Genomic DNA, 25723 nt, shown 5'->3' on the forward strand with positions numbered 1-25723 from the left:
ATGCATTTAACATGCCACATATGCTTAAGTGATATAACAGAAGGAACTAGGTGAAAAGGTGGCTGTTAGATGAAACTAAGTAAAGAGGAAAAATCATGGATTTTATATGACTGTGGAAATTCGGCTTATTCGATGGCGGTTACAACGGCTTTACTGCCTATTGTATTTGGGATGTTTTCGAATGTTAACAACAGCATGGATTTGGGGTATTTTAATTCCATAGCGAGTATTCTGGTGGCCATCCTTAGCCCGATTTTAGGAACGATGGCAGATTATAAGGATAAGAAAAAACGCTTCTTCATATTTTTCTCATTGATCGGCGTGATAGCTACTGCTTCGCTGGCTTTCGTTGCACCTGCAAGTGGGCAATGGCAGTTATTGATTGTATTTTATATTTTGTCAGTCATAGGTTTTGCAGGAGCCAATATTTTTTATGATTCTTTTCTGGTGGATGTAACCACGGATGAAAGGATGGATAAGGTATCCTCAAAAGGGTTTGCTTTTGGATATATCGCCAGCGTTATTCCATTCGGTATCAGCCTACTGCTGATTCTGTTTATGGGGATGGATAAATCAATCGGCTATCAGATTGGATTTATAATCACTGCCCTTTGGTGGGGACTGCTGACCATGCCTATGATCAAGGATGTGCAGCAAAGATATTACATAGAACCTGAACCCAAACCGGTCATTAATAGCTTTAAAAGACTGGGAGACACGTTTAAAAATGTCAGACAGCATAAAGTAGTATTTGTATTCTTGATCGCCTACTTTCTCTATATTGATGGGGTAGATACGATTATTAAAATGGTAGTGCCATATGCCACATCGGTACTGGGTGCGGATGCTTTTGATACCTTTACTTTACTGGGGATCTTATTAGTTATCCAGATCATCGCATTTCCGTGTGCTATCCTGTACGGTAATCTTGCCAAAAAATACTCAGCTAGAACAATGATCATCGTGGGGATTTTTACATATATCATTTCTTGTATCGCGGCTTACTTTATTACTTCAGTGTGGCATATATTTATTCTGGGAGCGCTAATTGGATCTGCCCAGGGAGGGATTCAAGCGCTTAGCAGATCTTATTATGCGAAGATTATTCCTAAGGAAAAATCCAATGAATTCTTTGGCTTTTATAATATCTTTGGCAAGTTTGCGGCGATTGTGGGTCCTGCTGTAATGTCATTAACAACTACCCTAACAGGCAACGCTAAATTTAGTATTTTAGCGATTATCCCACTATTCATTATTGGATTCTTCGTATTTATAACTTTACCAAAAGAGAAGCTTGAACAAGATGAACCGAAGGGACTTATCCTATGAAGTCAAGCAAAGAACAAACGGCAATGGCCAAACATCTGATTGTCATCTCTTACGATGCCTTTTCAGAAGACCAATGGGAAATGGCCAGCCGTCTTCCAAACCTATCGAAATTGATTAAGAACGGAGCGCATAGTAATCAATTAAAAAGTGTATATCCCACGCTCACTTATGTGGTACACACTACGATAGCAACCGGTGTATATCCAGATAAGCATGGTATCCACCATAACAATCCATTTCAGCCGTTTGTGAAGGAAAAGGAGCAAAGCTGGTTCTGGTTCAGAAATGCGATAAAGGTGCCCACGATTTATGATGCTGCGCGCGAGCATAACATGAGTACCGCAGGAATCCTCTGGCCGGTATCAGGGAAATCCTCAATCCAATATAATATCCCTGAAATCAGAGCCATCAACAACGAAAATCAGGCACTGAAGGTGTTAAAAAGCGGGAGCCCGTTATATTGCATTGAAATGGAGCTGAAATATGGACGGCTTCGAAAAGGGATTGAACAGCCTTATCTGGATGACTTCACGACAAAGTGTGCGATAGAAACGATTAAGCGTAAAAAGCCTAATCTTCTTATGATGCATTTGATTGATCTGGATGACGCCAAGCATGTCTACGGCACTGACAGCGATGAAGTGAAGCGGGTAATCACACGTATGGATAAGAGATTAGGTGATATTATGCAAGCAGTGGATGAAGCCGGGATAAAGGATGACACGGTTTTTTTAGTTTTGGGTGACCATGGCCAGTTCAATGTTCGGTACAAAGTGCATTTGAACAACCTTTTGCAGGAAAAAGGGTTGATCTATGAAGAGAACGGCGAAATGAAGTGGAGAGCTTACTTTCAGTGTGAGGGCGGATCCGCTTATCTGCATATTAAAGAAGGTGATGAAGAAGCTGAACAATTAGCGTTAGCTGTTATTCAGGAATATATGGATGATGACGCTTCAGGTATAGAGGAAATGTATACTAGAGAGCGGCTGAATCAACTTCATGTGGGCCCATCTACTAAATATATGCTTGAAGCTAGGAGAGGCTATTGTTTCGATGAGAGCATGGATGAACCTACGATTGTTGATTTGGACAAACAAGGGATTAAATATGCTACGCATGGCTACTCTCCCGATAAAGAGGATTATAGATGCAACTTGGTGATCTCAGGGAACAAGGTGAAAAGTGATTTTCCCATAGGGGATCTTAAAATGGTAGATATAGCTCCTACGATGGCAAAGATTTTAGGGATTGATTTTAATCCTTGTGACGGAAGACCTTTAGATGAAATTTTCTTGGTATAGATTGAATATATATAAAGTCGGAATACTTACTGGAGCTATATCCATATACAATGAAATTAAAATGGAGTAAGAGGAGAATTGGATATGGATGCTGATATTAGACAAAAAATTCTAAATAAAAATGACAGACTTATTAGTATGGTTATTGAACGTGCTAAGAGAGATTTTCCTGATGACATTGCAATCATTGGGCTTACAGGTTCTTTCAGTACCGGAGATTTTCATGAAAAAAGCGATCTTGATCTAATTATAATTAATAACACGGCCCAAGGCTGGGGGATATCTACGTGTTTTATTCTGGAGGATGTTGGATACGACATCTATTGTACGCCATGGGAAACAAGGATAGAAGATCAAGCGAATCTAGAGAGCCCAATGATTTCGTGTCTGATAGATTTAGAGCTGTTATATTGTGCGAAACCCGAATATCTGGAAAAGCTAAATTTATATAAACAGAGAGCTTTCGATGCTTTGGCTAAGCCTATAGGGAGTGAATGTATTAGTAGAGCGAAAAAGAATATAGACATAGCAAAACAAGAATATACGAATACATTACTTTCTGAAGATATCGGAGCAGTGAGGTATGCTTCATGTGAAGTTGTATACAATTTGGTAAATGCTCTAACACATTTGAACAATACCTATTTTAAAAGGGGACTTAAGAGATATCTGGAGGAAATAGCTACGTATCGTTATGTTCCTGATGATTTTGAAAATATATATATGGCTGTGATCGATGCGAAGACAATTATTGAAATCAGAAGTGCATCATATAGATTTTTAGAAAGCGTCAATGATTTATATAATAAAATGTATAAGGATTTTGTGATTCAGCCTGTCCCTACCTATGATAATCTTGGTGGCACCTTTGAGGAATTATGGTGTAACTGCCGCAATAAGGTTATAGCAAGTGTGGAATTAAATGATAAATCTTATGCTTATTATGCAGCCATGGGCATACAAAATTTTCTTGATGAAATGACAGAATCAAGGGGAACAAAAAAGTTTGATATTATGCAGTATTTTGATTCAGATCATCTGCATTTATTTAAAGAGCAGTTCCTGCAGGTCATGGATGAATATCTGGAAGAATATAATAAGGTGGGAAGGAAAGTTGAACGATACGATACTTTTGAGGAATTGTATAACGAATACATGAAGGTGTGATAGAGAAGATTACCAGATTACGAATTTTCGTAGTCTGGTTTTTTCATTTTTTATGGAACGATAAGATTATTTTAAGTCATATGGGTAAAATAATAGATATCATACTAGCGGCGTCTGATTTGCCAAAGTGGTGACATTTATTATAGACTGTTTTTTGTCGGCTTTTGTCCAGTGGATGTTTTTCACTTGCAGTGATATAAAAAACTAATTTGAAGTGGGGAAATGGAATGCATGGAATAAGACAGCATCAAAAATCAAATAAGCTGAAGATATTTTCAAAAGTCATATTAATTATTATAGGGGCACTTATAACTTCATATGGCCTGGAATCCGTATTAATACCTAACAACGTTTCAGATGGTGGTGTAACAGGCCTAAGTATCGTTGGCTCACAGCTGTTTGGATTACCGTTAGGGCTGCTAATTGTTATAATTAACATCCCATTTGTTTGGTTAGGATATAAGCAAATTGGTAAAAGCTTTGCTATTTATTCCATTATCGGTATTGCCTCATTAGCCATTGGTACAAGCCTTATGCACCATGTGCCAACGATTATTGAAGGAGATACATTATTAATTACTGTTGTAGGCGGGATTATCATCGGTTTTGGTATGGGTTTAGCGTTACGTAATGGTGGGGCGTTAGATGGGATCGACATGTTGGCTGTATTGCTTTCACGAAAAATACCTTTTGGGACAAGTGATCTAATCTTATTCCTAAACATGTTTGTCTTTATTGTTGTTTCAACTGCATTTGGGCTACAAGGGGCGATTCTATCCGCACTTGCTTATTTTATTGCTTCTAAAGTGATTCATATCGTTGAAGAAGGTTTGAGCGGCTCTAAAACTTTCAAAATCATCACCGTTCAACCGGAAATTATGGTGGAAACGATTCGTGACCGATTGGGACGTGGGGCAACCTATACTGACGCATACGGTGGTTACTCCAATGAACAATTCAAAGAAATTACCTGTGTAATTAACCGTCTGGAAGAAAGCAAAATCAAGGAAATCATTCATGAAATTGACCCTAACGCTTTTGTCGTAGTATATGATGTAGCAGAAGTTAAGGGTGGTAATTTCAAAAAGCATAATATTCACTAATTACGATCCTGAAGTGCATCTCCTTAAGTGTTTGACAAATGCATAAAATGTAACTATTATTGTTGCATCTGATTAATGCACTTGTTGCTAGCCGGGTAGTATGGCAAAAGGAGAGATTTATAGTGAACATCAGCACCCGATTTGCGGTAGCCATTCATATATTAACGTTAATCGACAGTAATAAAGAGGGTAAAAGTACCTCGGAGTGGATAGCTGGTAGTGTGAACACCAACCCTGTAGTTATCCGCCGGCTAACTAGTATGTTGCAAAAAGCAGGACTGGTAACGGCTCGCCCCGGAGTCGCAGGAGCCTCACTTTCACGTAGTAGCGCTGAGATTACACTACTTCAGATTTATAAGGCAGTTAACGCGGTGGAGGAGGATTCGTTGTTCTCGGTTCATGAGCACCCTAACCCAGATTGTCCAGTCGGTAAAAATATAGCCAGCGCCATTGTACCGGTATTCTCGCTCGCGCAAAAGGCGATGGAGAATGTCCTTCAGGAGGTTACTTTGGAGCAGATTGTGAATGAAATGCCTGAAGTATAACCACTCCATATCGCAACGTAGAATGAAGACCACAACATGTGCTAACGTGATTGTGGTCTTTTTTTTTATTGGAAACATATCAAGAGGCTCCGAATGGCTCGGGTCAGGAGAGTAGTGACTTAAAGAAGGGAAGTAGGGCGTAATCATAGAATCTGTATTTAGAAGGCATAAAACAGATAATACTTCATATAGGGAAACTCTAATATGCTGAAGTGGAAAATGAACGGAGGATTTACAGTGGAACAAATCGCATTAATCTCAGATATTCATGGAAATATCCCGGCTTTGACAGCCGTATTAGAGGATATTAAGCAGCGTGGAATTAGCAGGATATTTTGCCTAGGTGATATTGTTGGTAAAGGACCAAATTCAGATCTAGCCGTTGATATCATTAAGAACAATTGTGAAATCAGTGTTATGGGAAACTGGGATGATTTAATGAATCAGGATGTTGATTTTGAAATGGCCCGGTGGAGTCGGAATTTGTTAGGTAAAGACCGCCTCGCTTATTTAGGTACATTACCGTTCTCGATTGAGTTTATGATGAGTGGTAAGTTTATCCGATTATTTCATGCTTCACCACGAAGCTACTATGAACGGATTCAGCCTTGGGATGATTATGAGAAGCGGTTGTCTATGTTTGGTTGTTCTGATCACTGCCAGGAGAAGCGACAAGCGGATATCGTAGGTTATGGGGACATTCACAATGCTTTTATACAACATTTAGAAGGGAAGACTTTATTTAATGTTGGCAGTGTGGGGAATCCTCTAGATGTCACTCAGGCATCTTATGTGATTTTGGAGGGGGAGTATGGAGGCCTGACAACAGCATCTTTGAATATACAATTTGTAAGAGTTCCTTATGATATTGAGTTAGCCATTCAACAAGCCATAGATGCAGTTATGCCAGCTACAGAGCCCTATATTCGAGAGCTTAGAACTGCGCAGTATAGAGGGAATGCGCGGGGATAGAAGATGAGCTTTCGAGCGGTAACCTTGATTCACAACATCAAAAAGTAACGGAGGGAACGAATTGAAGCTTAGTCATGTATTTGAGCAATTCCCTACTTTGGAAACCGAACAACTAACACTGAAAAAAATTGAAGTTAGTAACCTTGAAGAGGTATTTGGAATTTATAGCAATGATCAAGTGTTTGAGTACTGCGGAATTATTCCGAAACATAATAAAGATACAGTAAAGAATATGATCGGACATTTCGAACGTGATTTTAATAAAGGGTTAAGAGTGAAGTGGGGAATTTTCCGTAAAAATAATCCGTACATACTGCTAGGTATCATCGAAGCTATGGATTTTAATCAAAAAGTGGATATGGTCACGATTGGTTATTTTTTGGCGGAGTCTTATTGGGGAAAAGGGATTGCAACTCAGGCCGTTGAAATGGTGAAAAAATATTTATTTGAGACGGCAGAGGTCAATCGAATCCAAGCTGAAGTCATGCCTTTTAATGAGCGGTCCAAGCGGGTCCTTTTGAAAAGTGGCTTTATGAAAGAGGGGACGTTAAGACAAGCCCATGTATGGTCAGGTAAAGGGCTCATTGATTTGGAGATTTACAGCATTCTTGCTGAGGAATACGGAAAGGGAGAAAATAGATCCTAGTGAAAGTAGGGGAGATTATGGGGACTATCGTGGTAATCGGTGGGGGAGAGCTAATCGATCTAGAAACGCTTGAAATGGATCGTGAAGTTGTGAAGTTAACCCAGAAAGCTAATCCGAAAGCGTTATTTATTCCAACAGCTAGTAGTGATGCACCAGGTTATTGTGATACGTTCAACAAAGTGTACGGCGAGATTCTAGGATGTGAAACAAGTCATTTATTGCTTGTGAGCCAAACCTATACCCATGAAGAAATCGCAGAGTTAATTATATCCGCTGATCTGATTTATGTTGGTGGTGGTAATACCCGAAAGATGCTGGAGATTTGGAAAAATACCGGCGTAGATGCTCTTCTAAAAGAAGCGTACAACTCGGGGACTATTTTGGCAGGGCTGAGTGCAGGTTCCATTTGCTGGTTTGAATATGGGCATAGTGACTCTGAAGCGTTCGACGACCAAGGGAACTGGCAGTATATTAAGCTTGAAGCGATGGGGATTCTGCCAGGTATTCATTGTCCGCATTATAATGAGGATATTCGGGTTGAGGATTTTTCGCGTATGGTAAAAGACGGAGGTTTGCTCGGAATCGCAGTGGATAATAACTGTGCCATCATCTACAAGGATAATGAATATAAGGTGATGTCGACCAGAGAAGAAGCTAAAGCCTACCGTGTGATGGACTCAGAGCAAGGTGTTGTCGTTACGCAAATCGAAGAACACCCAAGCTACAGACCTCTTCATGAAGTGTACGGTGGAGGTGATCAATGAAGTCTAATCAAATCTCAATTATCGTGGCGAGTCTTATTCTAGGGATTTCATTTATTATTGGATGTTCAATAACTAATGGCGATAAAGAGTTGGAAGTTGATCAAGACCAGACTCCATCCATAGTAACGGCAGATAAGCTTTTGATGGATATTAAAGAGACGGCCTTATACTTAAATCTGACTGAAGATCAAGTGATGAATATTATTAAAACGGAGCATGAGAATTTAAGTAGATCGGGCATTTTTGAAGGGACTATGTTCCCTTATATCAGAGTTGGTAATGAATATCTTTTTAACAAAGACTTATTAACAACATGGGTTTCGGATGCCTCCTTAAATAGGAGGGTTTATCTAAACCGACAAACGAAATAAGGTATTAATCGGATAAGGAAGGTGCTCTCTATTAAACTACTGTTTGTCTGCAGCCAGAATCGCTGGCGGAGTTTAACTGCGGAGAAGATATTTCAAGGAATTGATGGTCATGAAGTGAGATCTGCTGGAACAGAGGATCATGCCAGGATCAAACTTTCTGAAGGAAATGTGGGCTGGGCGGATGTTATTTTTGTGATGGAGAAGAAGCATGTTCGAAGAATTCAAGATAAATTCAGAGACGGTGTAATCGGCAAAAGAATAATTTGTTTGAATATATCAGATGATTATAAGTATATGGATGAAGACTTAATTGGACTTCTTGAATCCAGTGTATCTGAATATTTACAGGAATGGCACTCCTAAGGATGAGGTGTTCTTATGAATCATGTTTGGCTGTGAATCAGTCAGCATGATTTTTTTGTTGGTAATTGACAAACATATAGAAGGTAACTATACTAAAGATAGTTAATTTGTAACTGATCAAGTTACAGGAATAGTGGGAGGAAATATAATGACAACTAAAACAACACTTCATCCGGACGTAGAGATTGGTCTGGTACAAATTAGAGTAAGTAATTTAGAGCGTTCGCTCACCTTTTATCAGAACGTGGTGGGGCTAAGTGTCTTGCGGCAATCTGGCCGTGAGGTGGAAATGACTGCTGACGGTCAGAATGTGTTATTGATTCTGCGGGAGATTGAGAATGCAAAGGTTCTTCGTCCGAACTCAGTGGCTGGATTGTATCATTTTGCTATCCTTGTTCCGGATCGTCCTAGCTTGGGACTCGTTGTACGCAATTTGATCGCGTCGGGAATTGAAGTGGGTCAGGGAGATCATTTGGTGAGTGAAGCACTGTATATTCAGGACCCGGATAACAACGGAATCGAAATTTATAGAGATCGTCCTAGGGATACATGGAAGTATGATGCGGAAGGGCATGTAATGATGACAACGGACCCAGTGGATGTAGATGGTTTGTTGGCGGCTTCTGAAGGTTTACAATGGAACGGGCTGCCAGCTGGAACGGTGATCGGACATGTACACTTTCATGTGGGTAATTTAACTAAGGCGAAGGAGTTCTACGTTGGTTTGCTTGGTTTTGATCTAGTAGCTAATTATGGCAGTGCGGCAATGTTTATCTCAGCAGGTGGGTATCATCACCACATTGGATTGAATATATGGGCAGGGCAAGGCGCACCTGTGGCACCTGCTGATGCAGTAGGAATTGATTATTTCACCTTACTTCTTCCGAATGAAGAGGAGCGTACGTCTGTAGTGGAGCGTGTTAAGCAGGCGGGTTACACCGTTGTTGAAGAGAATGGAGCCCCTACATTCAAAGATCCATGGAACATTGGAATCAGACTTATAGTGAAAAGTCATACGAAATAACTAATCACCAATCGAATTCACCTTTTTCTGGATAGAAAGAACTATCCATTTTTGTCCATTTATTTTATAATATTTGGAAAAAGATGGGCGGAAGGGTGAAGGTTGTTGGAATCATTCAAAATGGCGTATGTGATCCTTTGTCACAAAAATCCTGAGCAGATCAATATGCTAATCGATAGTTTAACTAATGACTCCGTCGGGTTTTTCCTACATGTCGATCAGAAGAGTGGTATTGAAGCTGACATTACTCATCGTAACGATATTCATTTTGTGAAAGAGCCTATTGATGTACGGTGGGGACATTACAGTCAGATTGAATGTGTTTTGAAGTGTTTTACGCTGATCAAAGAACATGGGAAATTCAATTATATCCACATCATAAGTGGTCAGGATCTGCCCTTAGCTTCCAACGAAGTTATTCTTGATTTCTTTAAGAAGAATCAGGGGGACGAATTTGTGAAGTATCAGCAATTACCGAATACTTCTGAAACGTGGGGATGTTATGAGCGGGTGTCGGTTTATTATCCTAGATTCCTGATCTCAAGAACCAGGCGTATGGCTGCCATTAGGATGAGGTATATTAAAGCAGTAATGAACGTTCCATTCTTGCAAAGAAGGTTGGGTGTTCTGCCAAAATCGCTGTATAAAGGCTCTAACTGGATGTCTATTACAGGTGAATGTATGGAATACATCATGGAGTTTACTTCTACTTCTCCAGAGTATGTTAGATTTTTTAAGAACACATTATGTGGAGATGAAATCTTCTTCCATACGATTATTTTGAATAGTGCGTTTAAGTACAATGTACGGAGTGAAATTAAGAGGTATACAGACTGGGAAACAGGACCGGATTATCCTAGAACACTAACGATAGAAGATTATGACCGGATCACTCGTACGGGTACAGAATGCTTTTGGGGGAGAAAGTTTGATCTCGATATCGACAGAAGCATCGTTCAGGATCTCCTTGATATAAATACTAAAGTAAAAACATCGTAAACATATACAGGAGGAAATAATATGAATATCGCAGTTGTAGGAGCAAGTGGAAAAGCCGGAAGCCGAATCACTCAGGAAGCGCTAGATAGAGGCCATGAAGTTACAGCCATTGTACGGGATGCATCGAAAGTTGCAAATCGTAAGGCCAAGGTCATCGAAAAGGATGTATTTGCACTTACCGCTGAAGATTTGAAGGGTTTTGATGTTGTTGTGAATGCTTTTGGAGCACCATTTGGACAAGAGTATCTGCATGTGGATGCCGGAAATGTGCTTATTGAAGCATTAAAGGATGCCCCTAATACAAGATTGATTGTAGTTGGAGGTGCGGGAAGTTTATATGTAGATGAAGCTAAGACGCTTAAAGTGGTAGATACCCCTGATTTCCCTGACTTTATCAAGCCAACGGCTACGAATCAAGGGAAGAACCTGGAGATCCTGCAAGGTACAGACTCGCTGTCTTGGACCTTCGTTAGTCCATCCGCTAATTTTGCAATTGGGACTAGAACGGGTTCTTATGTGAAAGGCAAAGATCATCTGCTTGTGAATTCCAAAGGTGAGAGCTATGTCAGCTATGAAGATTATGCGATTGCTATTGTAGATGAAATTGAACAGCCGCAGCATATTCGTGAACGGTTTACAGTTGTTTCGGAATCATAAGTGAGTATAACGAGTAGGGAATATATATAAAAAGAAAGCAGAGCCAGATAAGGGCTCTGCTTTCTTGCATCAGTTTATTCTCTTCCTTCCGCAATTTCAGCAATCCGTTTGTTTGCGTTTCTGCGATAAATTCCGCCATGATAGCAAATGACCGTTTCAATCTCATACTCGGCGAACTTTGTCAGAGAGATTAAAGCTTGCTTCATGTCAGGCGTTGCCGAAGGAGTGGGGCCGTGCAGTTCACCGCCTTGAACGGTAAGAGCATCCGCGGCAATTAGCGTACGGCTATCATGATGGTATAGACTCAGATGTCCAGGGCTATGTCCTGGTGTATGGATAATCGTAATTCCACCGGCAAGAGGCAGTATTTCCCCATCCACTATGGTTTGATCTACTCTTCCTTTAGGGGGATGAGATAACACGGATAGAAAAGCGCGGCGCCATTCCTCTGGTACATGAGGGGGGATCATGGCTTCTGCCGCAGCTAAAGCTTCGGGGGTGTGTTTAAGGAGCATTCGCTCTCCTTCAATATAAGGCTGCTCGATTTCGTGAGCCAGAACTGTCAGTTCTAGACATTCTTCTGATAGTAAATCAGGTAAGCTCCCGATGTGATCTAGATCTTGATGTGTGATGATTACGGTGCGCAGTTGTTCCCAAGGCACATGGGTTTCTTTTAGAGCTTCTTTGAATTTTGGGAGCAGGCCCGGAAATCCGGTGTCTACGAGTACAGCAGAATTTTGATCCCAGAGCAGCGTGGGGTAAATCGTGTCACTCCCGCCCATAACCTGTGCTGTAATCTCTAACATTTCTATTCCACTAGCAATATGCATAAGATCCCTCCATGATTGATGATAAGAGCGATGCCGTTAGGCTAATGCATATAATACTTAAAATAAAATGTAATTTCAATAGCGTAATTTATTATTATAACATAAATAAATATTTTTGTCAATATATATCTGATGTATTTTTTGTGTAATTTCTAGGGGACATTATTGTTGAGAACTTCTATTTCTATATTTTTCCCTTACCCGAAGCTTTACGATATAATAACCAAATAAAAAAGGGAGTTGATGTGGTTTGGAGACTTTTCTAGTTGTACTCGTCCTACTGGGCCTTATCGCAATTTCCAACATCATAAACCGATTTATTCCCTTTGTGCCAATACCGTTAATACAAATTGGTCTGGGTGTAATGGTTGTGTTAATGCCTTTGGGAATACATATGACATTGGAACCAGAGCTGTTTTTCGTATTGTTTATTGCACCGCTTTTGTTCAATGATGGGAAACGGACGCCAAGAAATGAATTATGGAACTTACGGGGTCCGATATTAATGCTGGCGCTGGGATTGGTTTTTGCTACGGTGCTTATTGCTGGATATTCGATAAACTGGATGATTCCAACGATCCCGCTAGCAGTTGCATTTGCTCTGGCAGCGATCTTGTCACCTACAGATGCGGTCGCGGTCAGCGCAATCGCTGGAAGAGTGCATCTTCCTAAGAGTATTCACCGCATTCTAGAGGGCGAATCATTAATGAATGATGCTTCCGGGCTTGTTGCCTTTAACTTTGCCATTGCTGCAGCAGTTACGGGTATGTTTTCTTTACCGAAAGCCTCGATTAGCTTTGTAGTTATAGCTGCAGGCGGGTTGATCGTTGGGGCATTATTGGCTTTTCTTCTGATTCGGCTAAGCGTAATTATTCGCAGACTGGGGATGGAGGATATCACAGTGCATGTGCTGCTGCAAATCCTAACTCCTTTTATTATTTATTTGATCAGTGAAGAGATAGGGGTATCTGGCATTTTGGCAGTGGTTGCCGGGGGGATTATTCATGCGGTTGAGAAGGACCGTGCCGTATCTCCGCAGTATAAGCTACAACTGGTATCCGCTAGTACATGGTCTGTTCTGCTCTATATATTGAATGGGCTGGTCTTCCTTATTCTTGGCTTATCTATTCCAGACGTTATTGAAGTGATCTACCGTGATACGGCCGTGGATAATCTTATAGTTGTAGGTTATGTATTAGCCATTACTATGCTGCTGTTTGTATTACGGTTTGTATGGGTGTATGTGTTCTCTTTAGTAGGATCTCGTCTGCGAAAAATGGAGATATCATCTGTTAAGTCACTATTAATCCTCACGATTTCAGGAGTGCGTGGAGCGGTTACCTTAGCCGGTGCGTTCTCGATTCCCTTTTTTCTTGGGGATGGATCACCATTTCCTGAGCGTGATTTAATCATCTTTATCGCCGCAGGTGTTATTCTAATGTCGCTGCTGATCGCTAGTATCTTTTTGCCAATTCTAGCAGGTAAAGAAGAGCCAGTTGCTGAATCAGGTGAGACAGGAGCCGAGCAGGCGGCCAAGTCTAAAGTTATTGCTGCCGGTTTAACCATGCTGCAAAGTATGATGACAGAAGAAAGTAAGGAATCCGCACAACCGGCTTTGAGTGAATTTAGAGAAAAGGTTTATAGTCTAAACCGTGAGGACCAATCAAATGATCCAGCACTCGAGAACTTCCGCCGACTGGGTGTTGAAGCGAGGATTGTGGGTCTGCAAGCTGAACGTAAAGAACTGAACCGATTGCTAGAGAACAATGAGATTCCCGCCTCAGTGGCTCAGAAGCTGGGAGGATTCTTGGATCATAGTGAGGTCTTTCTGGCCAGAAGTCTAAATTCACAAATTAGAATATCGATTACCGAGATCAGACGGCTGTTTGCGGGAATGTTCTCAGGTCAGAATGAAGGGGAAGCCAGCCAACAAATGCTGCAACAGGCTGAGTGTGCTAGAGAAGCGAAAATTGCCATGGCCCATGCTGCTATAGCTGCTATTAATGTCTGTAAGAACGAGAACAACCGAAATGCAGCCGAGAAGGTTGCATGCAGTTATGAGCAGTTAATTTCTCGTCTGGAGCAAGGGAAAGGCTGGACAAAGGATGGGCTTGTTGATGATCAAAAGCTTGAAATGAAGCTGAAAGCCATTCAAGAGCAGCGGGATAAGGTGCAGCAAATGTATCAGGATGGAACCATTAACCGCAAGCTAGCTGGTAAATTACGCAAGTTCGTAGATCATTTAGAGACATCGATTTGGGAGGATTAGCTGTACTGAACACCACGGCATCTCTTCACACGAGCTTTATTCGCTAGCTATCAGAAAATTTTAGGGGGAATCCAGATCTGAAACTTGCGGAAGCGTTAGTGAAGCGAAGTGATCTAACCCGTAAAATCGCGCAGCTAAAGCAGCGGCTGGAGCGAGTCGTTAAAGTTCAAGAGGGTGAGGAGCCGGCTGAACAACCTGAAGCTCTTTTGCAGGAGTTAGAAAGAGCTGTGAATGAGCAGACGATTTTGATCCGAGTGATCAATCGATCGCCGATGCGCTAGCGGAACGGGACAAAATGCTACAGCTACGCAAGCTGTTTAGCGATTTGCTTGAACAGACTTCCATTACTCAGGATCGCTTCAGTCGCTCGGAGGTTCGTTTTCAAAGAACAGTAGATGTCGCTCAGATTCAGAAGCAGATGGATGAGTTGAAGTTGGAAAACTGACAGATGCCGGGGGCAGGGATATTTTTGCTGTGGTTTAGCTTTTTCATAACATGAAGTGGCTCTATTAGGATAGGTATATTCGTCATATATAATGTGAAAAAATGTCGAATAATGTTGAATTAAATGGATTGAAATTTGCTTGAAAGGCCTGTTTTGCCTATATTAACGCTTGTTATCCTGTATAATTTACGAATACGCGGATTACTTAACCGCTGTTCAATTCTTAAGTTGATTATTCAGGGTGAGCGTGTGATTCACTGGTCAGAAATTATTGGCCCTTGTCTCCTCATTCATTCTACTATTCCTTTTTATGAGAGAGAGAAGTGACAAATGACCATGAAATCAATTGCCTGGGTAACCGACAGTACAAGTATCATAGATCCGGAGTTCGCTAAGAATAATCATGTATATATTATTCCGTTACGGATTATTATTAACAACGAATGTTATAAAGAGAATATAGATATTACGATCGATGACTTCTATGAGAAAATGCGCCAGCATGAAAAGGTAGGCAGCTCACAGCCTCCAATCGGTGAGTTTATTGAGCTATACGAACGGTTGAAGGAAGAATACGATGAAATTATTGCTGTACATCTTTCTTCAGAGCTCAGTGGCACTTACAATGCTTCGATGCAAGGCGCCGAAATAGCGGAGGCTAATGTAATTGGAATTGATGCCAAGGTTGGCGCTTATCCAATCCGAGAAATGATCATGCGCGGTATACATTGGCAGAAGAAGGGTCTTTCTGGACTAGAAATTAAAGCGAAGATTGAAAATATTATTCAGAATATGTCCTTTTACTTAATTCCTGCAAGCTTGACACAGCTTCATCGCAGTGGACGTGTTTCTGGATCACAATTTGTACTTAGCCAATTGCTGCGTATAAACTTGCTGCTTCGTTTTGACGAAGGGAAGGTCGTTGTTGTGGAGAAAATCCGTACAATGAAGAAAACGCAACAAGCGCTTTTGGAGATATTTAAACAGGATGTAGGGCTTGTTAGTGATGTATGTATCATGCATTCGAATAATTTAGAGATGGCACTCAAGCTAGAAGAGGACATAAAAGCAATGGCGCCTGACATACGAACTGAGATTATGACCTATATTCCTGCTGTGGCTGTTCATGCGGGTGAGGGTACTGTAGGGCTGTCCTGGATCAAGAACACTAGTATCAATAGTATTCATCCGGGTGCTGCGCCTTTAGTCTTCCCTGAAGCGTTATTTGCATAGAGATGAACAAAGAAATCGCTCCTTGGGAGATGGATGGGTGACCACCATTGTACCAACAGGCGATTTCTTTTTTTTGAAGAAGTATGCTGTTATTTGATTGCACGACGACGGAACATTTGTCCAATTACATCACTTAGCACGAGTCCAGCTGCAATGGCTCCAGAGAGCATTAATGCCCGAACTGCGATTTCTACAGCCAGAGTATAGTCCTCTTCCACAAATTTACGCATAGCATCGTAAGCGAGACCACCCGGAACAAGCGGGATAATACCACCTACACTAAAAATAATAACCGGCATTTTGAAGGATCGCGCAAAAAATTGGCTGACGATGCCCACTATTACACTAGCTGCAAACGTAGCTACAACAGGTCCGAACTCTACATTAAGAAGCACATACACCATCCAGCCCACCATTCCGGCAAAACCACACTGTAGTAGTGAGCGCTTAGGCGCATTAAATAGAATACAGAAGGTTGCCGCGGCGATAAAACTGGTTATAAGTTGCAAAATCATGAAGGGCTAACCTCTTTCACATGGATATTAAAATAGTGATAGTACAAGCCCGATACCTGTACCGATCGCAAATGCAGTTAGAAAGGCATCGGCTCCCTTGGATATGCCTGAGACCAGATGACCGGCCATCAGATCACGAACGGCATTAGTAATGAGTAGTCCGGGTACTAGAGGCATAACGGAGCCGATAATGATTTTGTCCATCTCTTGACCAATCCCCAGCTTTACAGAACAGAAGGCTAGAAGTCCGATCAGGAAGGAAGCAGTAAACTCTGCGAAGAATTTAGTCTGCACTAAACGATGCAGATAAATGACCGCAGCGAAGCCTAGTCCGGAAATCGGCAAGGCGGGGAGAGCATCCCACAAACTGCCTTTAAACATAACGGTGAAGCAAGCACCAGTAAGGGCGGCTGCTAAGATCTGCAGCCATACGGGATAGACAGGTGAGGCTTCATCGACTTCTCCTAATTTTGCACGAGCTTCCTCAGCTGTAATCTGACGTTCGCTTAGACGCCGAGAAATGTCATTGACCTCCGATACCTTCTGCAGATCTGTTGTTCGCTCCGCAATTCTGTATAACTTAACAGGTTCTATTCTATTTGTGGTGAACATAATAACGGTTGGCGTCACATAGCTATGAGCTCCTGGGAACCCGAGAGATCCTGCCATTCGTGTCATCGTATCTTCAACTCTGGATGTTTCTGCACCATTCTGCAGCATGATCTTGCCAGCAAGAAGACAGAGATCAACGATTTCATAATACGTAGTGTTAGTGTTGCTCGTGCTATCCAACTTCTCCGGTCCTCCTCTGGAATGTAATTATCTATGTTTACATATTTCGATTGTCGCTTCATCTACGTGAAAATAACAATCCCAATATAGCATTATAAACGATATGGTGTGTAATTTAATATAGTTTTTATTTATAGTGTCCGCCGATCTTTCCAGATCTGTCTTTAAGCTGCCCGGCATCTGTAAAAGAAGCTGCTCGCCCAATGATCGTCTCCCCGTATTTATTCTTGAGGGCATCGGTCGCCCGTTCGAGTTCACGATAGCGAGGGCGAGACTCAAATAGGGTTAGCTGGTACTGGCTTTCGTCAGATAGATTGGACAGGCTTAAGTGGATTCTACGCACAGGCTGACCGTCCCAGTGGAGTTTGAAGAGAGAAAGAGCTGCTTCATATACCAGCAGGGTGGCGTTCGTAGGATCGCTCATTGTAGTCTGTCTTGAGAAGCCTGTGGGGTCATCAAAGCTGGCACCTTGACAGCCGATAGACACGACTGCACCATGCACTTTCAATTTGCGGCAACGTCTACATACAAGCTCAGATAGCTCAAGAATGATAGTCTTAATATCTTGCAGCTTATAGTAATCCCGGGGCAGCGTCATTTGGTGCCCGACACTCTTGGGTGCGACTTCATAGGTGCTTGGGCTCACGGGGCTGTCATCGATGCCATTGGCTATCCGCCAATATAGCTCGGCGTCGATATCACATTTTTTGTGAAATTTCTCCCGCATGCGCCATTTTAGCTCGCTTAGCGGCATCTGTGCCAAATGGCCAATCGTCGTAATACCCATACTTTGGAAATGGGCGGACATGCGGCGACCTACCATGAACAGCTCGCTAATGGGGAGAGGCCAGAGCACATTCGGAAGCTCCTCGTGAGCGAGGGTGAATATACCATCCGCGTTCTTCTTGGCCCACAGGTCGCAAGCCATTTTGGCGGTAACCTTGGAATATCCAATGCCGATGCGCGCACGCACACCTGTGTTTCTACGAATTAGATCCTGAATGGCGGTAGCGATCTCCCTTGGACTGCCAAATAAGCTGAGGCTACCGCTGACATCAATAAACTGTTCATCGATAGAATAGGGCTCTACCTGGTCGCTAAACTTACGTAGAATATCTGTGATTTGAGAGGAGACATCGATATATTGCTGCATATGTGGTCTGACCACGATGACTTCGGGGCATTTTGCCAGCGCTTCCTTCAACGTCTCAGCGGTAGTAATGCCATAGGATTTGGCTATAGGGCAGGCAGCCAGCACAATACCGCTCCGTCTAGCTGGGTCTCCAGCAACGATCAGCGGCTTATTGCTGTACTGCGGATTAGAGGCTTTTTCCACGGAGGCATAGAAGCTTTGGCAATCAGATAGCATAATGACACGCTCTTTATTCATAGGTTCACACGCTCCAGGTGAGGTAGAGATACCTTATATTTTTTCTCCTTATTATAATGCGAACGTATGATCGTGTATATTCTTATTTATTTCCATTTATTTCGTCTCAAGTGTGCATAGACCCGTAGCCACGCCCCCAGAGATAATCGTGAGGATGGAGTGGAAGAAGGTTTCCTTGGAAATCAGGAGTCCTCCCGCGCCGATAATCATAAAGTCGGTCAAAAAAATGATGAATCCAAGGTTCAGCGGGACATACCTTTTTATAAATTGAGCGAGCAGATCGGTGCCACCCGTACTTGCTTTAAACCGCAGCATAATCCCAAGTCCCGTTCCCATCAAAAAACCGCCAATAATGGCGCTAGAAATGGAACCAAACTCAAAATAATATAGAAAGTGATATTGGAAAGGACCGAGAAGCTCGATCAGAAATGATGAGATCAATAGGCCGAGTACACTGTTGTAAAAGATATCGCGTTCCTTTAACCAAGCGAGCAGAAAGATAGGAAAGCTGCAGAGAATTATAGCTACGCCAATTTTAGCGTCGGATAAATAATTAATAATGAGGGCTATCCCTATTATTCCCCCATCCAGGATTTTATATGGTACGAGAAAAAAATTAGTTCCCGCAGCAACGAGTAAGCTTCCTAAAAGAATGATAAGGTATCTTAATGGCCGCATATTTAACATCTCCACATTAAAGGCATGTCTATAAATATGCTTGTCACTTCCAAAAAATTGCAGTTGAACAAAAAAACCTGATTATGAATCAGGGTTAAAAAGTCTTATATTACATAGTGTGTGAGGAATAGACGGTTCCTAACGCTCAAAAGACACCAAGTAACTAAGCGTAAGCAAGTCAGAAATGAAAGTATGAATGTAACGGTATGGAGGAAGGAGCACGTGTCCAATAATCGGAGACGTGCTGCTTGTGTTTTTAACGGGAGTAACGCTTACGAAAGCGAAGCGGAGAGATTCCGATCTGCTGAGCAAATCGACGCGAGAAGTAGGCGGCACTCTCGAAGCCGGTACGTTCTGCGATTCCGGCTATAGAAAGCTCAGTCTTAAGCAGCAATAGCTTAGCCTGTTCCAAACGGTAATCCGTCAAATACTCCATCGGAGTCAGCCCATATACTCGTTTCATGCAGCGAGTAAGGTAGTTATAGTGAAAATGCAGTGCGTCCGCTAGTGAGGCATTGGAGAGAGGCTCCGCATAATGATTACGGATATAAGTCTCCGTCTGCTCTGCAATTTCCACCGCGTGACTTTCTGAAGTATCATGCTGTGCCAGATCCATCATCCGCAGCATTTCTTCAAATATCCGTTGCTGCTGCCAAACTGCGCTGGAACGCCGGCCCGTAGACAGCTGTAATAGCATCTCAGCTTGTCCACTCCGTTCAAAAGGGTCAGGGAGAGGGCCGAACTGTGGCACTCGAATGGTATACGGAGGAGTAAGAAACTGCCGAAAATGTGTTTCACGGTTGATATACACGGGTCCACCCTCAGAGCTAGACCAATCTGCAAGGGTATGAAAATGAATCCATATAAATGAAGTGGTCTCATCACATGGCTTAACGGAGTAATGATAGCGATCGGGCAGCAATAGCAGTGTATGTCCCGCCGAAACCTCCCATTGATTATGGTCCTCCCCGATAAATAGACAGCCTTGTTCTACAATAAGTAGATCAAATATTCCAATATGGCTTCTATTCGGATGCTGATCTCCGGGTTGATAAACCGTGCGATTGCATTCTAGAAAATAAGGAAATGGCGGCGCAGCGAAATGTATAAATGAAAGGCCCATTTTGTAATTATCCCTCCTTTCTAAAGTGTGAAATAGTACAAAAAAGGGGTTGCTTCTGATCGTATTTTTAATCTATTCTACCCCCTATAATTATTATTAGCGAGTATGAAATAAGGCTGAGGGGAAGATGAGGATGAACAAGATTATACAGGATCAAGAAGTTGTAAAAGATCAAACTGTTACCATTCAAGATGATTTCTGGGGCGGATACATTAGGCTGGTCCAGAACGTTGTTATCCCCTATCAATATGAGGCATTGCACGATAGAGCTCTGGGAGCTGAACCGAGTCATGCCATTGCTAATTTTGAGATTGCTGCGGGCCGGAAGACTGGCGAGTTTTACGGCTGGGTATTTCAAGATAGTGATGTGGCTAAGTGGCTGGAGGCTGTTGGTTATTCCTTAAGCATTACACGTGATCCTGAGCTAGAGCGTCAAGCGGATGAAGTGATTGACCTCGTTGGCGAGGCGCAGCAGGAAGATGGATACTTAAATACTTATTTTACGATAAAAGAACCGGGTAAACGCTGGACCAATTTGAACGATTGTCATGAGCTGTACTGTGCTGGACATTTCATAGAAGCTGCCGTTTCTTATTATGAAGCTACTGGCAAAAGAAAACTGCTCGACATCATGTGCCGAATGGTTGATCATATCGATTCTGTGTTTGGACCGGAAGAAGGCAAAATGCAGGGCTATGATGGGCATCAGGAGATTGAACTCGCGCTCGTTAAGCTGTATCGATTGACAGGTGAGGAACGATATTTGAAGCTCAGCAGCTTTTTTATTAATGAGCGAGGTCAACAGCCGAATTTCTTAAAGGAACAATGGGATAATCTGGGGAAGATCAATTTTTTCACAGGTCGGAAGGAGGATCTTGATTTAAAATATTACCAGAGTCATCTTCCAGTAAGAGAGCAGAAGGTGGCTGTAGGCCATGCTGTACGTGCGGTTTATATGTATACTGCTATGGCTGATCTTGCCGCTATTACTGGAGATGAATCACTTCGTGAAGCATGCGAGAGACTGTGGAATAACATTACGAACAAGCAAATGTACATTACAGGCGGGATCGGCTCTACACATAGAGGGGAGGCGTTCACCTTCGATTATGATCTGCCTAACGATTCGGTGTACGCAGAGACTTGTGCCTCTATTGGGTTGATCTTTTTTGCACAGCGTATGCTGAGAATATCACCGGATGCACGTTATGCCGATGTCATGGAGCGGGCGCTTTACAACAATGTACTGGGCTCGATGGCACAGGATGGCAAGCACTATTTTTATGTGAACCCACTAGAAGTATGGCCTCAGGCATGCAGTTGCAACCCGGAGAAACATCATGTGAAGTCTGAACGTCAAGGCTGGTTTGGCTGCGCCTGCTGCCCTCCGAATGTCGCGCGTCTACTTACTTCGCTCAATCAATATATTTACACGGTTCATGGCGATACACTCTATACGAATTTGTATATTGGCAGTGAGCTGAGAACAAAGCTGGGCGGAACGGATGTCGCCATTCAACAACAAAGTACCTATCCATGGAAAGGTATAGTCTCGATGAAGATCAATCCGAAAGAGGAAGCGGAGTTTGGGATTGCTTTACGGATTCCATCGTGGAGTCTAGGAATGGAAATCAGAGTCAATGGTGAAGCGCTGAACACTGCTGAGAACATCGAGCAGGGATACCTCGTTATTCGGAGAATGTGGAGAGCAGGAGACATAATCGAAGTGAATGACCCAATGGAGGCACATCGCATTTACGCTCATCCCAATTTGCGTGCAGATGCTCAAAAAGTAACGATTCAACGCGGACCGCTTGTGTATTGCCTTGAAAGTATCGATAATGGTGAGCCTTTAAGCTCTATTTCTTTAAAAGAAGACGGTGAACTTACGGCGGCTTTTGATGAGACTTTGCTTGGTGGCGCTGTTGTTGTCGAGGCAGATGGACTGCGTGTTGATCAAGAGAGCTGGAGTGGTGGACTTTACAGCAGAGAGAAAGCACCTCTTCAATCCGTTAAGGTCAAAGCTGTTCCATATTACTTGTGGGGCAATCGTGGCAGTGGTGAAATGAAGGTATGGATTCCGGAAGGTAGTATGTGAGTTATGGGACAGGCGAAGTAATTTAAGGTTTAGGATAGCTGGGATTTACGCTTTATTGTATGCTATATTTGATCGGGACAAGGTAGCTGATCATTTTACAGAAAATATTGGAGGCATCACAATGAGCAAACGTTATCGAATTACACGAGCTATGCAAAATGATGGAGGTTCAACACAAACCATATCTTTAGAAGAGTGCAAGCAGTATTTCGCATCAAAACCTGATTTCACCTATACATCAGTTTATACAGTAGCAGGCGCCACTACGATGTCTATTGAGGGAGATTTCTTTATGTGGAGCTTTGGTGATACTACAATCCCATTTAGGCATTATCAAGGGGATATTTACGTTTCTGGAAATAATGAAGCTGTGATCCCGAGAATGCTTGAGGTTGCGAGTGATTTAAGAGCAGATGTTGTGGAAGGGTAAAAAAAAGACCCCTGAAGAGTTCAGGAGTCATTCAGCGTTAATTATAGATCCGCCCAATCGTTCAAGTGAACGGTTGAGCGGATTTTTTTAACCCAGTTCTACAACTACGTGGTGTACTGCACCGTCTCCAACTGGAGCAATGATGTTACCTTCGACAGCTGTGCCATCCAGGGTAAGACTAACTACACCTTTGGATACATGGTTCGGGTTCTTGATTTGAATCACATAAGTATCTCCACGGAAGACGCGTGTGATTTCAAAGCTATCCCATTCAGTAGGAATACAAGGATCGATCTTCAGACCATTGAAATCCGCTTGGATGCCAAGGATCGATTGAGTGATGGCTACATAGTTCCATGCAGCAGTACCAGTCAACCAGGAGTTTTTAGCTTCCCCGTGACGAACGGCATCTTTACCTGCGATCATTTGGGAGTAGACATAAGGCTCTGTGCGGTGAATTTCGCTGATATCCTCCAGGTAAGCAGGAGCAATTTTTGCGTAAATTTCAAACGCTCTGTCGCCATGTCCAAGTACAGTTTCAGCGATCATGATCCAAGGGTTATTATGGCAGAAAATACCGGCATTTTCTTTGTAGCCCGGAGGGTACGTAGAAATTTCACCCAGGTTCAGATAGTACTTGGAATACGGTGGCTGTTGCAATACGATACCGTATTTAGTATCCAAATGCTCTTGTACGGATGATAGAGCTTTTTCAGCTTGACCATTTTCCACACCGATACCGGCCATTACGCAGATCCCTTGTGGTTCGATGAAGATTTTACCTTCTTCATTTTCTTTGGAACCGATCTTGTCGCCATAGTGATCATAAGCACGCAGGAACCAATCGCCATCGAAGCCGTGCGTCAATGTGATTTCTTTCATGTTGTCAATCTTAGCTTCAGCATCCACAGCTACATCGTTAAGTCCGCGCATCCGGCAGATTTCAGCATAGTCCGGTCCAACGAAGACGAACAGACCCGCGATAAATACAGATTCCGCAACGCGACCTTCGATGTTGGCAGTAGTTTGGAAAGATTCACCTGGCTCAGTAGAGAAGCAGTTGAGGTTCAAGCAGTCATTCCAGTCTGCGCGCCCGATCAGTGGCAAGCCGTGAGGTCCGAGATTGTTAGTCACATGCTCGAAGGAACGTTTCAAGTGCTCGAACAGAGTAGCGGTGTTATTCGGATCGCTGTCAAAAGGAACCTGCTCATCAAGAATCGAGGTATCGCCAGTTTCTTTAATGTAAGCAGCCGTTCCTAGGATCAACCAAAGCGGATCATCGTTAAAGCCGGTGCCGACTTCGTTGTTCCCTTTTTTAGTGAGTGGTTGGTATTGGTGATAGGCACTGCCATCTTCAAATTGTGTAGCCGCAATATCGAGAATACGTTCTTTAGCACGTTCAGGAATTTGATGAACAAATCCGAGCAAGTCTTGGTTAGAATCACGGAAGCCCATACCACGGCCAATACCGGATTCAAAGTAGGAAGCAGAACGGGACATGTTGAAGGTAACCATACATTGATATGGATTCCAGATGTTAACCATGCGATCCAGTTTCTCGTCACCGCTTTGGATTTGATATTTAGACAGCAGGTTATCCCAGTGAGCAGCAAGTGCAGCGAGTGCAGCATCTACTTGAGCATCTGTAGCAAATTGTGCGATCATAGCTTCTGCTGGTTTTTTGTTGATTACATTCAGGGATTCCCATTTATCTTCTTCAGGGTTCTCGATGTAGCCGAGTACAAAGATGAAGCTTTGTTCTTCACCTGGTTCAAGCGTAATGTTAAGTGCGTGTGATCCGATAGGGGACCAGCCGCTAGCTACGGAGTTAGTAGGTTCACCTGCAACTACAGCTTGTGGGCTTTCCAGACCGTTGTACATCCCTACGAAAGCTTCACGATCAGTATCGAAACCAGCGATTTCTTTATTTACGGAGTAGAAAGCATAGTGATTTCTGCGCTCACGATATTCAGTTTTGTGATAGATAACGGAATCCTTCACTTCAACCTCACCGGTGCTGAGATTGCGTTGGAAGTTAGTCATATCATCTTGTGCATTCCAGAGACAGAACTCTGCAAAAGAGAACAGTTTCACGGATTTTTTAGCAGAGCCCGTGTTCTTCACTACAAGACGATGTACTTCTGCATTATGACCCATAGGGACAAAAGCAAGCTGGTTCACAGAAATTCCGTTCCGTTCGCCAGTAATGGAAGTGTAGCCAAGACCGTGACGGCATTCGTAGAAGTCGAGATCACGTTTTACTGGCATCCAGCCTGGGGTCCAGAAATCACCATCATCATAAAGATAGTAGTAGCGGCCGCCGGTATCCAGTGGGATATTGTTATAACGGTAACGGGTCAATCTTCTGAGACGAGCATCTCTATAGAAGGTGTAGCCACCAGCTGTATTGGAAATAAGTCCGAAAAATTGCTCATTACCAAGATAGTTAATCCAAGGGTAAGGGGTTTTAGGTGTGTTAATTACATACTCTTTTCGAGTGTCGTCAAAGGTTCCGAATTTCATGTGAGAAAGTCTCCTTTCGATTGTGAACGCGCGTTTATAAGTTTCAGAAAAAATTCCCTCGAGGGAAGGGAGTTTTTTCAATGCTTTTAAGCAGGACAATTAAAGCAGTAGTTTCGATACCGAATCAAATAGCAGCTTCACGGAAAAATATGTAGA

Annotated in this window: 26 protein-coding genes; 19 read left to right on the forward strand and 7 right to left on the reverse strand. The window is 42.6% G+C overall.

The window, feature by feature from the left end; translation table 11 throughout:
- Positions 1-69: 69 nt before the first annotated feature.
- From NST34_RS11625 to NST34_RS11685, 13 genes are all read left to right on the forward strand, one after another.
- The gene (locus NST34_RS11625) at positions 70-1329 is read left to right on the forward strand and encodes an MFS transporter (protein WP_042187227.1); all 1260 of its coding nucleotides are present in this window, start codon (positions 70-72) and stop codon (positions 1327-1329) included.
- Complete coding sequence (locus NST34_RS11630; protein WP_076282986.1) at positions 1326-2630, forward strand: alkaline phosphatase family protein; 1305 nt, start codon at positions 1326-1328, stop codon at positions 2628-2630. Before NST34_RS11625 ends, NST34_RS11630 begins: the two co-directional genes overlap by 4 nt.
- An 84-nt stretch (positions 2631-2714) precedes the next feature.
- The gene (locus NST34_RS11635; protein WP_076282985.1) at positions 2715-3797 is read left to right on the forward strand and encodes a nucleotidyltransferase domain-containing protein; all 1083 of its coding nucleotides are present in this window, start codon (positions 2715-2717) and stop codon (positions 3795-3797) included.
- Between the two features lie 227 nt (positions 3798-4024).
- Positions 4025-4900 (forward strand): YitT family protein, encoded by an 876-nt coding sequence (locus NST34_RS11640; RefSeq protein ID WP_179085712.1) that lies wholly within the window; start codon positions 4025-4027, stop codon positions 4898-4900.
- Positions 4901-5022: 122 nt separating this feature from the next.
- Positions 5023-5445, forward strand: coding sequence for an Rrf2 family transcriptional regulator (locus NST34_RS11645; RefSeq protein WP_076282984.1), 423 nt, complete (start codon positions 5023-5025; stop codon positions 5443-5445).
- A 237-nt stretch (positions 5446-5682) separates the two neighbouring features.
- On the forward strand, positions 5683-6417 hold the full coding sequence (locus NST34_RS11650) for a metallophosphoesterase family protein (protein ID WP_076283379.1): 735 nt from the start codon (positions 5683-5685) through the stop codon (positions 6415-6417).
- Between the two features lie 61 nt (positions 6418-6478).
- Positions 6479-7063, forward strand: coding sequence for a GNAT family N-acetyltransferase (locus NST34_RS11655; protein ID WP_042187237.1), 585 nt, complete (start codon positions 6479-6481; stop codon positions 7061-7063).
- A 17-nt stretch (positions 7064-7080) separates the two neighbouring features.
- Positions 7081-7827 carry a Type 1 glutamine amidotransferase-like domain-containing protein gene (locus NST34_RS11660; protein WP_076283378.1) on the forward strand — a complete coding sequence of 249 codons (747 nt, stop codon included), beginning with the start codon at positions 7081-7083 and terminating at the stop codon, positions 7825-7827.
- Positions 7824-8198 (forward strand): hypothetical protein, encoded by a 375-nt coding sequence (locus NST34_RS11665; protein WP_076282983.1) that lies wholly within the window; start codon positions 7824-7826, stop codon positions 8196-8198. The genes NST34_RS11660 and NST34_RS11665 overlap by 4 nt, the downstream gene beginning before the upstream one ends.
- Before the next feature lie 30 nt (positions 8199-8228).
- The gene (locus NST34_RS11670; protein WP_076283377.1) at positions 8229-8561 is read left to right on the forward strand and encodes a low molecular weight protein tyrosine phosphatase family protein; all 333 of its coding nucleotides are present in this window, start codon (positions 8229-8231) and stop codon (positions 8559-8561) included.
- Positions 8562-8709: 148 nt separating this feature from the next.
- A complete protein-coding gene (locus NST34_RS11675; protein ID WP_076282982.1) occupies positions 8710-9585 on the forward strand; it encodes a VOC family protein in 876 nt (291 codons plus the stop codon).
- A 120-nt stretch (positions 9586-9705) separates the two neighbouring features.
- Positions 9706-10584, forward strand: coding sequence for a beta-1,6-N-acetylglucosaminyltransferase (locus NST34_RS11680; RefSeq protein WP_341127827.1), 879 nt, complete (start codon positions 9706-9708; stop codon positions 10582-10584).
- Between the two features lie 21 nt (positions 10585-10605).
- Positions 10606-11241 (forward strand): NAD(P)-dependent oxidoreductase, encoded by a 636-nt coding sequence (locus tag NST34_RS11685; protein WP_341127828.1) that lies wholly within the window; start codon positions 10606-10608, stop codon positions 11239-11241.
- A gap of 74 nt (positions 11242-11315) precedes the next feature.
- Here NST34_RS11685 and NST34_RS11690 read toward each other — a convergent pair whose 3' ends face one another.
- Entirely contained in the window at positions 11316-12071 is a 756-nt protein-coding gene (locus tag NST34_RS11690; protein WP_076282980.1) for an MBL fold metallo-hydrolase, read from the reverse strand.
- 250 nt (positions 12072-12321) lie between these two features.
- On the opposite strand from NST34_RS11690, the gene NST34_RS11695 reads away from it, so the two are divergent.
- The 4 genes from NST34_RS11695 to NST34_RS11710 all read left to right on the forward strand — a co-directional run bounded on the left by NST34_RS11695 (position 12322) and on the right by NST34_RS11710 (position 16018).
- The gene (locus NST34_RS11695; RefSeq protein WP_341127829.1) at positions 12322-14340 is read left to right on the forward strand and encodes a Na+/H+ antiporter; all 2019 of its coding nucleotides are present in this window, start codon (positions 12322-12324) and stop codon (positions 14338-14340) included.
- A 77-nt stretch (positions 14341-14417) separates the two neighbouring features.
- A complete protein-coding gene (locus tag NST34_RS11700; RefSeq protein ID WP_256716297.1) occupies positions 14418-14621 on the forward strand; it encodes a DIP1984 family protein in 204 nt (67 codons plus the stop codon).
- Between the two features lie 14 nt (positions 14622-14635).
- Positions 14636-14785 carry a DIP1984 family protein gene (locus tag NST34_RS11705; RefSeq protein ID WP_179085711.1) on the forward strand — a complete coding sequence of 50 codons (150 nt, stop codon included), beginning with the start codon at positions 14636-14638 and terminating at the stop codon, positions 14783-14785.
- Positions 14786-15115: 330 nt separating this feature from the next.
- Positions 15116-16018: a DegV family protein gene (locus NST34_RS11710; protein ID WP_076282978.1), complete on the forward strand. Its 903-nt coding sequence runs from the start codon at positions 15116-15118 to the stop codon at positions 16016-16018.
- Positions 16019-16107: 89 nt separating this feature from the next.
- On the opposite strand, the gene NST34_RS11715 is transcribed toward NST34_RS11710, so the two are convergent.
- From NST34_RS11715 to NST34_RS11735, 5 genes are all read right to left on the reverse strand, one after another.
- On the reverse strand, positions 16108-16533 hold the full coding sequence (locus NST34_RS11715; protein ID WP_042126727.1) for a threonine/serine exporter family protein: 426 nt from the start codon (positions 16531-16533) through the stop codon (positions 16108-16110).
- A 27-nt stretch (positions 16534-16560) separates the two neighbouring features.
- The gene (locus NST34_RS11720) at positions 16561-17253 is read right to left on the reverse strand and encodes a threonine/serine exporter family protein (protein ID WP_445667690.1); all 693 of its coding nucleotides are present in this window, start codon (positions 17251-17253) and stop codon (positions 16561-16563) included.
- A gap of 199 nt (positions 17254-17452) precedes the next feature.
- Positions 17453-18715: a DNA polymerase IV gene (locus NST34_RS11725; RefSeq protein ID WP_341127831.1), complete on the reverse strand. Its 1263-nt coding sequence runs from the start codon at positions 18713-18715 to the stop codon at positions 17453-17455.
- Positions 18716-18811: 96 nt separating this feature from the next.
- Positions 18812-19402: a YitT family protein gene (locus tag NST34_RS11730; protein WP_076283375.1), complete on the reverse strand. Its 591-nt coding sequence runs from the start codon at positions 19400-19402 to the stop codon at positions 18812-18814.
- A 247-nt stretch (positions 19403-19649) separates the two neighbouring features.
- Entirely contained in the window at positions 19650-20516 is an 867-nt protein-coding gene (locus tag NST34_RS11735) for a helix-turn-helix transcriptional regulator (RefSeq protein ID WP_076282976.1), read from the reverse strand.
- Positions 20517-20649: 133 nt separating this feature from the next.
- On the opposite strand from NST34_RS11735, the gene NST34_RS11740 reads away from it, so the two are divergent.
- Positions 20650-22614, forward strand: coding sequence for a glycoside hydrolase family 127 protein (locus NST34_RS11740; RefSeq protein WP_076282975.1), 1965 nt, complete (start codon positions 20650-20652; stop codon positions 22612-22614).
- Between the two features lie 121 nt (positions 22615-22735).
- The gene (locus tag NST34_RS11745) at positions 22736-23044 is read left to right on the forward strand and encodes a hypothetical protein (RefSeq protein WP_042187261.1); all 309 of its coding nucleotides are present in this window, start codon (positions 22736-22738) and stop codon (positions 23042-23044) included.
- A gap of 87 nt (positions 23045-23131) precedes the next feature.
- On the opposite strand, the gene NST34_RS11750 is transcribed toward NST34_RS11745, so the two are convergent.
- Complete coding sequence (locus tag NST34_RS11750) at positions 23132-25567, reverse strand: GH36-type glycosyl hydrolase domain-containing protein (RefSeq protein ID WP_076282974.1); 2436 nt, start codon at positions 25565-25567, stop codon at positions 23132-23134.
- Between the last annotated feature and the right edge of the window lie 156 nt (positions 25568-25723).

The sequence above is a fragment of the Paenibacillus sp. FSL H7-0714 genome, assembly GCF_038003765.1.
Lineage (GTDB): Bacteria > Bacillota > Bacilli > Paenibacillales > Paenibacillaceae > Paenibacillus_AQ.